This window comes from Streptomyces sp. P1-3 (assembly GCF_050613155.1).
Taxonomy (GTDB): domain Bacteria; phylum Actinomycetota; class Actinomycetes; order Streptomycetales; family Streptomycetaceae; genus Streptomyces.
In genome coordinates this window covers 7,107,407-7,119,436 of the sequence record NZ_CP192512.1, presented here as the reverse complement: position 1 = coordinate 7,119,436, position 12,030 = coordinate 7,107,407, and the positions used below count along the sequence as shown (strand labels likewise).

10 protein-coding genes are annotated in these 12,030 nt (G+C 72.5%); 7 read left to right on the top strand and 3 right to left on the bottom strand.

The features are described from left to right. Positions 1-187: 187 nt before the first annotated feature. Entirely contained in the window at positions 188-1,345 is a 1,158-nt protein-coding gene (locus tag ACQUSR_RS30370; RefSeq protein ID WP_431046039.1) for a PLP-dependent cysteine synthase family protein, read from the top strand. Continuing rightward, positions 1,342-2,634, top strand: coding sequence for an MFS transporter (locus ACQUSR_RS30365; protein WP_431046037.1), 1,293 nt, complete (start codon positions 1,342-1,344; stop codon positions 2,632-2,634). The genes ACQUSR_RS30370 and ACQUSR_RS30365 overlap by 4 nt, the downstream gene beginning before the upstream one ends. 49 nt (positions 2,635-2,683) lie before the next feature. Here ACQUSR_RS30365 and ACQUSR_RS30360 read toward each other — a convergent pair whose 3' ends face one another. After that, on the bottom strand, positions 2,684-3,340 hold the full coding sequence (locus tag ACQUSR_RS30360; protein ID WP_431046035.1) for a DUF4360 domain-containing protein: 657 nt from the start codon (positions 3,338-3,340) through the stop codon (positions 2,684-2,686). A gap of 291 nt (positions 3,341-3,631) precedes the next feature. After that, positions 3,632-4,444: a peptidoglycan-binding domain-containing protein gene (locus tag ACQUSR_RS30355; RefSeq protein WP_431046033.1), complete on the bottom strand. Its 813-nt coding sequence runs from the start codon at positions 4,442-4,444 to the stop codon at positions 3,632-3,634. A 218-nt stretch (positions 4,445-4,662) separates the two neighbouring features. Here ACQUSR_RS30355 and ACQUSR_RS30350 point away from each other — a divergent pair, with 218 nt between their 5' ends. The 5 genes from ACQUSR_RS30350 to ACQUSR_RS30330 are packed head-to-tail and all read left to right on the top strand — an operon-like array spanning position 4,663 to position 9,243. Next, positions 4,663-4,773 carry a keywimysin-related RiPP gene (locus tag ACQUSR_RS30350; protein WP_431046031.1) on the top strand — a complete coding sequence of 37 codons (111 nt, stop codon included), beginning with the start codon at positions 4,663-4,665 and terminating at the stop codon, positions 4,771-4,773. Positions 4,774-4,799: 26 nt separating this feature from the next. Next, complete coding sequence (locus ACQUSR_RS30345) at positions 4,800-6,656, top strand: lasso peptide isopeptide bond-forming cyclase (protein ID WP_431046029.1); 1,857 nt, start codon at positions 4,800-4,802, stop codon at positions 6,654-6,656. A 42-nt stretch (positions 6,657-6,698) separates the two neighbouring features. Next, entirely contained in the window at positions 6,699-6,953 is a 255-nt protein-coding gene (locus tag ACQUSR_RS30340) for a lasso peptide biosynthesis PqqD family chaperone (RefSeq protein WP_431046027.1), read from the top strand. Next, positions 6,950-7,384, top strand: a complete 435-nt coding sequence (locus ACQUSR_RS30335) for a lasso peptide biosynthesis B2 protein (RefSeq protein ID WP_431046025.1) — start codon at positions 6,950-6,952, stop codon at positions 7,382-7,384. Before ACQUSR_RS30340 ends, ACQUSR_RS30335 begins: the two co-directional genes overlap by 4 nt. Beyond that, positions 7,381-9,243 (top strand): ABC transporter ATP-binding protein, encoded by a 1,863-nt coding sequence (locus ACQUSR_RS30330; protein ID WP_431046023.1) that lies wholly within the window; start codon positions 7,381-7,383, stop codon positions 9,241-9,243. Before ACQUSR_RS30335 ends, ACQUSR_RS30330 begins: the two co-directional genes overlap by 4 nt. Positions 9,244-9,253: 10 nt before the next feature. On the opposite strand, the gene ACQUSR_RS30325 is transcribed toward ACQUSR_RS30330, so the two are convergent. After that, positions 9,254-11,959, bottom strand: a complete 2,706-nt coding sequence (locus ACQUSR_RS30325) for a SpoIIE family protein phosphatase (protein ID WP_431046021.1) — start codon at positions 11,957-11,959, stop codon at positions 9,254-9,256. Positions 11,960-12,030: the final 71 nt, after the last annotated feature.

Below are 12,030 nucleotides of genomic sequence, written 5' to 3'. Positions count from 1 at the left end.
GATTCCAGCGCGCGCTCGCGCCCTGTCCCACCGTCTCGCGTGCGTCCCTGACGCCGGGCGATCGGTTCTTCCCGGGCACGTCCCTGTCATCCGTCCGCCCTTCCCCCGCAGCCGCCTTCGCGCGCGGGAGGGCTGACCAGTGCGCCCGCACCGCGTCCGTATCGCGTGCGGCATCCGAGAGGAAAAGATGCGCTCTCAGACCCCCACCCCCACCCCCGCCGTCCCTCAATCCGGAATGTCCGGACTGGTCGGCAACACCCCCCTGCTGCGTGTCTCCGAGCCGCTGGCCCCCGCCGGGCGCGGCTTCTGGGCCAAGCTGGAGGGCTTCAACCCCGGAGGTATCAAGGACCGTCCGGGCCTGCACATGGTGGAGCGGGCCCGCGCCCGGGGCGAACTCCGCCCGGGCGGCCGGATCATCGAGTCCACCAGCGGCACCCTCGGCCTGGGGCTCGCGCTGGCGGGCATGGTCCACGGCCATCCGGTCACGCTGGTCACCGACCCCGGGCTGGAGCGGTCCATGACCCAGCTGCTGACCGCGTACGGGGCCCAGGTCAACGTCGTCTCCGAACCGCACCCGAGCGGCGGCTGGCAGCAGGCGCGCCGCGACCGGGTGACCCAGCTGATGGCGCGGTACCCCGACTCGTGGTGCCCCGACCAGTACAACAACCCGGACAACGTCGCCGCCTACACCCCGCTCGCGCTGGAGCTGGCGTCCGAACTCCGCCACATCGACGTACTGGTGTGCAGCGTGGGGACCGGCGGGCACTCCGCGGGCGTCTCCCGGGTCCTGCGCCAGCTCTATCCCGAGCTGAGGCTGGTGGGCGTGGACACCGTGGGCTCGACGATCTTCGGGCAGCCCGCGCGGCCGCGTCTGATGCGCGGACTGGGATCGAGCATCTATCCCCGCAACGTCGCCTACGAGAACTTCAGCGAGGTGCACTGGGTGGCACCGGCCGAGGCGGTGTGGACCTGCCGCCAGCTCGCCGCCTCCCACTACGCCACCGGTGGCTGGAGCGTCGGCGCGGTCGCCCTGGTCGCCGGGTGGCTGGCCCGTACCCTGCCCGCCGAGACCCGGATCGCGGCCGTCTTCCCCGACGGCCCGCAGCGCTATCTCGGGACGGTGTACGACGACGACTACTGCGCCGCCCACGGGCTCCTCGACTCCGCGCCCGCCCCCGAACCGGAGGTGGTGGGCAGCGCGGTCGAGAAGGAGGTCACCCGCTGGACCCGGTGCGCCGACGTCGTGGACCCGCTCACCCTGTCCGCCGCACCGGAGGAAGCCGGCTCCCCGGCCGGGACCGGCTCCCCGGCGAAGGCCGACTCCCCGGCGGAGGCGGGCGCGTGAAGACCACCCTCGCGCAGGTGCGCTCACACCCGCGCAGCGTCCAGTTGCTGATGGCGAACCAGTTCACCATCAACCTCGGCTTCTACATGCTCATGCCCTACCTGGCCCAGCATCTGGCCGGAAACCTGGGGCTGGCCGCGTGGACGGTCGGCCTGATCCTGGGCGTGCGCAACTTCAGCCAGCAGGGCATGTTCCTCTTCGGCGGGACCCTGGCCGACCGGTTCGGATTCAAGCCGCTGATCATCGCCGGTCTGACGCTGCGCATAGTCGGCTTCGCGGTGCTGGGGCTGGTCGACTCCCTGCCCGCGCTGCTGGCCGCGTCGGCGGCGACCGGGCTGGCCGGCGCCCTGTTCAACCCGGCCGTGCGGGCGTATCTGGCGCAGGACTCCGGTGAGCGGCGGGTGGAGGCGTTCGCGCTGTTCAACGTCTTCTACCAGGCCGGGATCCTGCTGGGCCCGCTGGTGGGTCTGGCGCTGACCGGGGTGAGCTTCCGCCTCACCTGCCTGGTCGCCGCGGGCGTCTTCGCCGTCCTGGCCGCCGTCCAGCTGCGCGCGCTGCCGGCCCGTACCGCGCCGCACGACAGCGACAGGTCGGTGGCGTCCGTGCTCTCCCAGTGGCGCACGGTCGTGACGAACCGCCCCTTCCTGCTGTTCTCCGTCGCGATGATCGGCTCGTACGCGCTGTCCTTCCAGGTCTACCTCGCCCTGCCCCTGGAGGTACGGCGGGTGGCCGGGGACGGGCAGGTCAACACCATCGGTGTGGCCTTGTTGTTCGCCGCCTCCGGGCTGTCCACCATCTGGTGGCAGACCCGGCTGACCGCCTGGTGCAAGCAGCGGCTGGGGGCGGGGCGTTCACTGGTCGCCGGGCTGGCCGCGCTCGGGATCGCCTTCCTGCCGCTGCTGGCCGCCACGGCGGTGCCCACGCCCGCCGACGGGCCGGGCCGCTGGGCGCTGGCCGTGGTGCCACCGCTGGTCTCCGCGCTGCTGCTGGCACTGGGCACCATGCTGGCGTACCCGTTCGAGATGGACACGATCGTCGCTCTGGCCGAAGACCGGTACGTGGCCACGCACTACGGCCTCTACAACACCATCTGCGGGATCGGCATCACCCTGGGGAACCTGCTCACCGGCGCGGCGCTGGACGCCGCCCGCGCCGCCGGGGCCCCGGCTCTGCCATGGGCGATCCTCGCCGCCGTCGGAGGCGCGTGCGCGCTGGCCGTCCTCGGCCTGCACCGCACCGGCCGGCTGGCCCCGCCCGCGCGGCCCGGGGCACGAACCGCCACCGCCTGACACGCGGACACCGCGTGGGACGGCCGAAGCCGTCCCACGCGGCACGGGGTCAGGGCTTCTTGGCCGGGCACTCCTTCCACTTGAGCCGGTACACGGTGTTGATGTCGCCGTCCGTGGAGTCCATCGTCATGAAGCTGGTGGTCGTCGTCGTATCCGACGTTCCGGCGCTGACCCTCAGTTCGGTGTTGATGTTGAAGTTCCGGCGCTCACCGCACGGTGCCCAGACGATCGTCCCGATGTCGGTGACATCGGTGGCTTGCCAGTTGTCGCTGCGCGGCCCCGCGAAGGGATGGCTGACCGGTGTCGTCTCCGCGGAGCCCTGGAAGTAGTACGACGCCTTCTGTACCGCGCTCGCGCCGCGCTCCAGGTGGGCGAACCCGCGGTAGTCGGCGCTGGCGATGGCGTAGGTGAAGCCCTGCGGGACGTGCACGATCAGGTTGAGCTGGCAGTTCTTGCGGAAGTCGGTCGGCTTGGAGCCGACGCCCACCTGGGCGAGGTACTCGCTGTACGTCACGGTGAATGCGGTGTTGTCCGGGGAGACGGCCACGGCGGCGCTGCCGGGTCTGCATCCCGATCCGTTGACGGTGGCGATCTCGATCTGCATCTTGTCCGGCGGCTCGGTGATCTCCGCGGACGCGCTCTGTGTGGACAGCGTCGTGGCGCAGAGCGCCGCTATGGCGGCCCCAGCGAACAGTAGGCGCGGCATGGTTCTCCGATCAGTCGTCAGGGGAACGCGCCGGGAAGGCTCGAGCGGCCCGGGCGGCGCTCCACGTGGGGTTGAACGACTTGCTGAACCGAACACGCCCGGGCGCGAGGAATCGTTTCGGCGACGGTTCGCCCGGGTCTTGCGCATGCCGAGCTCCAGCGCTTCCCCACGCCCTTCGGGCATGGGAGGTACCCCCTTGGGGACGGTGTGTGCGGGGCGCCGGAGCAATCGCACCATAGGAGCGGGCGCGCGAAGAGTCCAGACCACATCAGGCCGCGAGTGCCAGGACGGCTACGGTCGCGTGGTGCGCGCCTCCAGGGAGCGCCGGGTGCCGGCGCCGTACACGCCTTCCTCGTCGCCCTCGACCCGGTAGCCCTGCTGATAGCGCAGCACCGCGTACCGCACGCCGCCGTCGTATCTGCCGTCGGCGCTCTCGTCGTAGAGGCCGACCTGGGCGAGGCGCTCCTGCAGTTCGACGACCTCGGGGCCGCGGCTGCCGGGCTTGAGGACCGGGCCGCCGTCCGGGGCCCGCGTGGCCGCGGCCGACTGCCGAGCGGGGCCGACGCCGGGGGACGCCGATGGCGACGGGGCCGGTTCGGGCGCGGCGGCCGGAGCCGAAGTGGCGCGGCGGGACGGCGACTTGACCGACGGCGAACCGGTGGACGGCCCGGTGGGGCGGGCGAGGGAGGCGTCGCTGGAGGGGAGGTGCGTGGGGAGGACCAGGCGCGGAGTCAGGGAATCGCCGTCGGGTACCGCCCGGTCGGTCCGTTCCGAGCCGCTGAACAGCGAGACGGCGAGCGAGACCAGCCCCGCCGCGGCGGCGGTCGCGACGACCGCGCCGACCACGACGGACGCCCTGCGGGAGCGTGGCGCGCGGCGGCGGCGCGCGGCCCGGCCGAGCGCGCCCGGCCGCGGTTCGACCGGCCCGTAGGACTCGAGGCCCGGGGCGTCCGGCCCGGCGGCGAACAGGTCCAGGTCCGCCGCCGCGGGCCCGGCGCCCGCCGCCCCGACCAGGGGTCTGACCGTCGAGTCGGCCGAGGGCGCGGGCCCCCGGTCCGGCGGCCCTGCGGGGCCGGCGGCTCTCCCAGGTATCTCCGATCCCACCTGCTCTTCCTCCCTAGCACCCCGAAGACGCACTGATTATGCAGAACCCCCGGTCACCACGCGTCGCACACCTCTCGCCCGCCTCATTATTCCTATTAAATGACCTTTAATACATGTATTGAACACTCTAGGTGACATGGGGGTAGTCTCATCCGCGTCGCAAATCCCTTGCCCCGCAAGCTCGATGAGCTCGCGGGCGAATCGCATGAGGAGATGGCATGAAGAAGTCGTACGAAGCCCCGACGCTGGTCCGGCTCGGCACGTTCCGGAAGAAGACGGGACTTCTCCAGCACCACGGCAACGACCGACTCATCTTCAGCAAGAACTGAGGCTGACGGTTCGCTGATCCGAATTCATGCCTGAGTTGCACGAGAGTGCGGGGACGGGCCCCGGCGACGCGTACTTCGCGGTCTTCCCAGACTGCGCGGACGCGGCAGCCGTGGCCCGCTCCTTCACCCGCCCAGGAACACAGACGCTGTCCCATGCCTCGGGACGGCCATGGCTGATCGGCGAGTGGGGCGAGCACGAGTGCGTGAGCGTGCGAGCGGGGCAGACCTCGCTCGCCGTCATCGGATGCTGCCCCGTCGACACCGGCGAGCTGGAGCGTCGCGCCGCCCGTCTGCGCGACCTCGCCGAGCTGGAGACGCTGGCGCGCACGCTGCCCGGCAGCTTCCATCTCGTGGCCTCCTCCGGAGGGCGGGTGCGCGTGCAGGGCGCCGCCTCCGGTCTCCGGCTCGTCTTCGACGCGTCCGTCGGCGGCGTGCGGGTCGCCGCCAGCCGCGCCGACCTGCTCGCCGCCGCGATCGGCGCCGAACCCGACCCCGAGCAGCTGGCCGTCCGGCTGCTGTGGCCGGCTCCCTATCCCCTGTTCGAGTCCTCCATCTGGCGCGGCATCGCGGCCGTGCCGCCGGACGACGCCCTGATCATCGAGCCGGACGGCCGGACGGCGCGGCGGTCGCGCTGGTGGACGCCCCCCGAGCCGACCCGGACCCTCGCCGACGGCGCGCCGATCGTGCGGGAGGTTCTCGCCGAGGCCGTCGACGCCCGGACCCGGGACGGCGGCGTGATCAGCTGCGACCTCTCCGGCGGCCTGGACTCCACTTCCGTCTGCTTTCTCGCCGCGCGGTCACCGGCCAAGGTGCTGGCAAGCACCTGGCCGGGACGGGACCCCGCCGACACCGACCTCCAGTGGGCCGAGAAGGCCGTCTCCTTCCTGCCGGACGTCGAGCACGTGGTGTGGGACGCCGACGCCTCACCGCTGGTCTACACCGACCTGCTGGACATCGACGATCCGATGGACGAGCCGACCATCGGCGTCATGGACCGGTCGCGGGCCCTGCACCATCTGCCGGGACTGGCGGAACGGGGCAGCCGCCTGCATCTCACCGGCATCGGCGGCGATCATGTCGCGTGGTGTTCGGAGGCGTACTACCACCGGCTGCTCCGCACGCGGCCGTTGTTCGCCCTGCAACAGCTGCGGGGCTTCCGGGCCCTGTGGCACTGGCCGCTCGCCGGGACCGCACGGGCGCTGGCCGACTGTCGGTCGTACGGACGATGGCTGGCCGACTCCAGCCGCCGGCTGCGCGGTCCCCTGCCCTCGTCCGTGAGCAACGGACTCGGCTGGGGCATGTCACCGCGCCTGTTCCACTGGGTCACCCCGGACGCGGAGCGGATGGTCGGGCGGGCGCTGCGCGAGGCCGCGGCGAGCGTCGCACCTCTCCACCGCGACCGTGGCATGCACACCGACCTGGAGCAGATCCGCTCCTGCACGCGCATCATCCGCCAGTGGGACCGGATGGCCGCCCGCGCGGGGCTGCCGATGGCGCACCCGTTCTTCGACGACCGGGTGATCGAGGCCTGTCTCGCCGTCCGGCCGAGCGAGCGGGTCACACCCTGGCAGTACAAACCCCTGCTGAGCGCCGCCATGCGAGGGGTCGTTCCGGAGGCGTGCCTCAGCCGTACCAACAAGGCCGAGGCGTCGATGGACGCCGCCAACGGCCTCCGCGAACACCGCGGCGACCTGATGGCGTTGTGGGAGGACTCGCGGCTGGCGGAGCTCGGGCTCGTGGACGCCGACGCCTTGCGGCGGTTGGCCAGACGGCCCTCCTCTCCCGGGCTGAGCAAGGGGATCCTCTACACCACGATCGCCTGCGAGGTCTGGTTGCGCGGACTGGCACCCGCGAAGGACGAAGCGGTGCCCACCACTTCGTAGGTCACGTTTCACCGGGGTTCAGGCAGAAAGGGGCTTCACCACATGACACTGCGACTCCGTGCCGGTGTCTCCACCGCGGAGACCGATTACGGCACGGTGCTTCTCGACGAGCGCGGCGGACACTATTGGGAGCTGAATCCCACCGGCGCGCTGGTGGTCCGCACCCTGCTCGGCGGCGGGGCGGAGCCGGAGGCGGTCGACGCGCTCATCGCGGAGTTCGACATCGACCGTGCGCAAGCGGCGCGGGATGTCGCCGAACTGGTCCAGGAACTGCGGGCGTCGGGGCTGGCCGCATGACGACACCGAGCGTGGTGGAGCGGCCGACCGGGGTCCCCTTCACCCAGCGGCTGGCCGCCCGCGCCGTCCTCGTCCCCGCCGTGGCCCTGTCCCTGCTGCCGCCGCGCCGGATCCGGTCGGTACTGGAGATCGTGCGGCGCGGGGCCGCTCCGGCCTCCGCCGACCAGGCCAAGTCGGCGCGCGACGCGATGTGCGCGGTGAGCCTGCGCTGTGCCGGGCCGCGCGGCTGCCTCCCCAGGTCGCTGGGCGCGGCGCTGCTGTGCCGGCTGCGGGGCCGCTGGCCGACATGGGTCACCGGGGTGCGCGTGGTGCCCCCGTTCACGGCCCACGCCTGGGTGGAGGCCGACGGCCACCCCGTGGGCGAGGGCGTGCCCGACGGGTACTTCACCCGGCTCATGACCGTCGCCCCGGTGCGACGCGCGGCAGAATGAGCGGATCCGTCGCGGTCGGCGAGGAGACATCCGCCGACGGGACGTCGGAAACGGGCGGGCACTCCACCCGGAGTTCGATCATCGCCATGTTCCGGCTCACCGCCGAGCACCGGCCCGCCATGGCCGCCGCGGCGCTGCTCACCCTGGCGAGTTCGGCTCTGGGGCTGGCTCAGCCGCTGCTCGCCAGGGGCATCGTCGACGCCGGCGGTCAGGGCCGTGCGTACTGGCCGCTGGTGCTGCTCCTGGCCGCCGTCTTCGTCGCCGAGGCGGCGACAGGGGCGGTGGGGCGCTTCGTCCTGGAGCGCACCGGTGAGGGCGTGGTGCGGGGGCTGCGGCATGGCCTGGTGGCCCGGCTCCTTCGCGTGGAGATGCGGGAGTACGACAAGCACCGCAGCGGTGACCTGATCTCCCGCGTCACCGCCGACACCACGCTGCTGCGGGAGGTGGTGGCCCAGGCGCTGGTCGACCTGGCGACGGGGGCGACGGTCGCCGTGGGGGCCGTGGCCCTGATGCTGTGGCTCGACCCGCTGCTGATGCTCCTGGTCACCCTGACCGTCGCCGCGGCGGCGGTGGTCGTGGCCTCGCTGCTGCGCGGGCTCCGGGCCGCGGCGGAGCGCATGCAAGGAGCCGTGGGCCAGCTCGCCGCCGATCTGGAGCGGGCGCTCGGCGCGCTGCCCCTGGTACGGGTCCACCGGGCCGAGGAGCGGGAGGCCGCCCGCATCGGGGAGCGCGTCGAGGCGGCGTACAGCGCGGGCGTACGGACCGCGCGGCTGGCGTCCTTGACCAGTCCGGCGGTCGAACTCGCCGTCGGAGGTTCGTTCCTGATCGTCCTGGTCATCGGCGGACTGCGGGTGGGTGGAGACGCCGACTCGCTCGGGGACCTGGTCGCCTTCCTGCTCTATGCCTCGTATCTCGTGGTGCCGTTGTCATCGGTCTTCGGGGCGATCGGTCTGATCCAGCGCGGCATGGGGGCGTTCCAGCGCATCGAGGAGGCGCTGGCGCTGCCCGTGGAGCCGGTGGAACCCGTGGAGCCCATCGCGCGTCGGGCGCCGGAGACGGGCTCGCCCGGGCTCCCCGAGCGCCGCTGTGCGGACCGGGCCGCGGACGGCGAGGCGCCGGCTCCCGCCCTGGCCCTGCGCGACGTGCGCTTCGGGTACGTTCCGGACCGCCCGGTGCTCCGCGGTGTCTCGCTCACCGTCCCCCACCGGCAGCAGGTCGCCCTGGTCGGCCCGTCGGGTGCGGGTAAGAGCACGCTCTTCGCGCTGGTGACCCGGTTCTACGAACCGGACTCCGGGACCTTGCTGTTCGACGGCCGTCCCGCGACCGAGCTGGGGCGCGGGCCGTGCCGCTCGCGGCTCGCCATCGTGGACCAGGGCACGCATGTCATCGACGGCACGCTGTGGGACAACCTCACCTACGCCGCACCGGAGGCCGCCGAGGCCGACGTCCGGCGGGTGGTCGAACTCGCTCAGCTGGACGAGGTGGTCCAGCGGCTGCCCGGTGGGCTGTACGGTCCGCTCGGTCAGCGCGGCCGTACCCTGTCCGCGGGGGAACGTCAGCGCGTCGCACTGGCCCGAGCCCTGCTCACCAGGCCCTCACTGCTCCTGCTGGACGAGCCGACCTCCCACCTCGACGCCATCAACGAGGCAGCTCTGACGAGGGTGATGAAGGAGATCACCCAGGAGTGCGCGGTGCTGGTGATCGCACACCGGCTGTCCACCGTGCGGCACGCCGACCGCATCGTCGTCCTGCGGGAGGGCCGTGCCGTGGCTTCCGGATCGCACGAGGAGCTGCTCGCCGGCAGCGCCATGTACCGACAGCTGGCGCACGGTCAGATGCTGCGCCCGGCACAGCCGTAGGCGATGCGCCCTACCCGGCGTCGCCGCTGGGGGGCAGTGGCTGCTCGGCCCAGATGACCTTGCCCTCGGGGGTGTACCTGGTGCCCCAGCGTTCGGCGATCTGGGCGACCAGGAACAGTCCCCGGCCGCCCTCGTCCGTCGAGGCCGCGTACCGCAGGTGGGGCGAGGTGCTGCTGCCGTCGGCCACTTCGCTGATCAGGGTGCGGTCGCGCAGCAGCCGTACCCTGATCGGCGGCGAGCCGTAGCGGATGGCGTTGGTGATCAGCTCGCTGAGGACCAGCTCCGTGGTGAACTCCAGGTCCGACAGGCCCCAGTCGGCCAGTTGCCCGCTGACGGCGGCGCGCATCCCCGCGACGGCGGCGGGGTCGGACGGCACGTCCCACTCCGCGACGCGGTCGCGCCCCAGCGTCCGGGTCCGGGCGATGAGCAGGGCCACGTCGTCCTTCGGGCGGGCGGGCAGGAGCGCCTCCAGCAGCGCCTGGCAGCTCTCGTCCGGTGACCGGTCGGGGTGTGCCAGCGCTCGGCGCAGCAGCTCCATCCCCACGTCGATGTCCCGGGTGCGGTCCTCGATCAGCCCGTCGGTGTAGAGCACGAGCTGGCTGCCCTCGGCCAGCTCCAGTTCGGTGGTCTCGAACGGCATGCTGCCGAGGCCCAGTGGCGGCCCGGCCGGGAGGTCCGGGAACTCCACGCGGCCGTCGAGGTGGACCAGTGCGGGCGGGGGGTGTCCCGCCCGTGCCATGGCGCAGCGCCGGGACACGGGATCGTAGATCGCGTACAGGCAGGTGGCTCCGGTGATGCCCGATCCGCCGGCGGCGGCGCTCCCGTCGGGGCCCGCTCCCGGTTCGTCCTGGTCGATGCGGTTGACCAGGTCGTCGAGGTGGCCCAGGAGTTCGTCGGGTGCCAGGTCGAGCGTGGAGAAGTTGTGGACCGCGGTCCGCAGCCGCCCCATGGTGGCGGCGGCGTGCAGTCCGTGTCCGACGACGTCGCCGACGACCAGCGCGACGCGGCTGCCGGACAGCGGGATCACGTCGAACCAGTCGCCGCTGACGCCGGACTGGGCGGGCAGGTAGCGGTGGGCGACGTCGAGGGCGCTCTGCTGGGGCAGGGCGCGCGGCAGCAGGCTGCGCTGGAGGGTCACGGCCACGGCGTGCTCGCGGGTGTAGCGGCGTGCGTTGTCGATGCTGATCCCGGCGCGGGCGACGAGTTCCTCGGCCAGGAACAGGTCCTCTTCGTCGAACGGTTCGGGCTTCTCCGAACGCCAGAAGTTGGCCACGCCCAGCACGATGCCCCGCGCCTGGATCGGGGCCGCGATCAGGGAGTGGATGCCGTAGTCGGTGACCCTCCGGGTCTGCACCGGGTCCTGCGCCTGCCAGTCGAGGGCGTCGGCGAGGTCGGCCACGACCTCCGACCGGCCGCTGCCGAATCCGCGCGCCTGCGGGGTGGTGGCGGCGTAGTCGATGGTCGCGTCGATGGGCAGGAGCGGGTGGTCGTCGCGGATGCCCCGGACGGCGCTGCGCCGCATGCGGGTCTCCCCGCCGGTGGGCTCCTCCCCCCGCAGTACCGGTTCGGCCAGGTCGACGGTGACGAAGTCGGCGAATCCGGCGACCGCGACCTCTGCCAGTTCCTCGGCCGTACGCACCACGTCCAGGCTGGTGCCGATGCCGACACCGGCGGCGTACAGGAGCTTGAGGCGCTTGCTGGTGACTTCCATCCTGCCGGTCAGGGCTTGCAGCTCCGTGGAGTCGCGCAGGGTCGTGACCGATCCCATGGGTCCGCCGTAGCGGTCCGTGGCGCGCTGGTTCACGGCCAGCAACCGGTCCCCGGCCGGATGCAGCTCGTCCGTCGCCGTGCGGCCGGAGACCACCAGCCGGGCCATGCCGGGGTCCAGGCCGGGCAGCTCCGCGATGTTCCGCCCCTCGGCGTCCGGCGGCAGTCCGAGCAGCCGCTTGGCCTCGTCGTTCGCCAGCAGCAGCCGGCCGTCGCCGCCGACGATGAGTACGCCTTCCCGGACGGCGTGGAGCACCGCGTCATGATGCTCGTACATGCGGGTCATCTCGGCCGGGTCCAGGCCGTGGGTCTGCCGGCGCAGCCGCCGGGCCACCAGCGCGGTGCCGGTCATGGCCAGGGCGAGTCCGCCCGCGCCGGTGCCGAAGATGATCGGCAGGTGGCGCTGGAAGGCGTTGTCCACGTTCTTGACCTTCATTCCCGCGGACACCAGGGCGACGACGTCGCCGCGGTCGGTGACGGGGACGATGGCCTGCACCTCTTTGCCCAGGGGGCCGTCGACGCTCTCGGTGTGCACGCGCCCGGCCAGCGACGGTTCGATGGTGCCGACGAACCGTCCGCCGATCCGGTCCGGTTGCGGGTGGGTGTAGCGGATCCCATGCGTGTCCATGACCACGATGAAGTCGACGCCCGCCTCCTTCCGCGCCGTCTCCGTGATCGGCTGGAGCACCTTCGCGGGATCGGGGGCGTCCAGGGCGCCCAGGAGCCCGGGGGAATGCGCGAACGTCTCCGCGACGGCGATGGAGCGCTTGCGGGCCTCCCTGTCGCTGTCGGACCGCGTCTGCAGGACCAGCGCCAGCACCGCCGCGACGACGAGCAGCACGGCGAACGCCACCTGCAGGATGAACACCTGCCCGGCAACGCTTCTCGGGCGCTTTTCGGTCAGTGACCGGACCGATACGCGCCGAAATCGGTCAAAACCAACGGCCACAGCGCCATCTAACACTGTCCGGCCTGGTACGGCCATGGTGCGCTGAGGATTCGATGTCCGCGAACCCGCCG

Excerpts from the sequence above, each read along its gene's own strand:
- ACQUSR_RS30345 (WP_431046029.1), top strand. The coding sequence starts at position 4,800 with ATGCCTGAGTTGCACGAGAGTGCGGGGACGGGCCCCGGCGACGCGTAC.
- ACQUSR_RS30350 (WP_431046031.1), top strand. The coding sequence starts at position 4,663 with ATGAAGAAGTCGTACGAAGCCCCGACGCTGGTCCGGCTCGGCACGTTC.
- ACQUSR_RS30370 (WP_431046039.1), top strand. The coding sequence starts at position 188 with ATGCGCTCTCAGACCCCCACCCCCACCCCCGCCGTCCCTCAATCCGGA.
- ACQUSR_RS30360 (WP_431046035.1), bottom strand. The coding sequence starts at position 3,340 with ATGCCGCGCCTACTGTTCGCTGGGGCCGCCATAGCGGCGCTCTGCGCC.
- ACQUSR_RS30335 (WP_431046025.1), top strand. The coding sequence starts at position 6,950 with ATGACGACACCGAGCGTGGTGGAGCGGCCGACCGGGGTCCCCTTCACC.
- ACQUSR_RS30340 (WP_431046027.1), top strand. The coding sequence starts at position 6,699 with ATGACACTGCGACTCCGTGCCGGTGTCTCCACCGCGGAGACCGATTAC.
- ACQUSR_RS30330 (WP_431046023.1), top strand. The coding sequence starts at position 7,381 with ATGAGCGGATCCGTCGCGGTCGGCGAGGAGACATCCGCCGACGGGACG.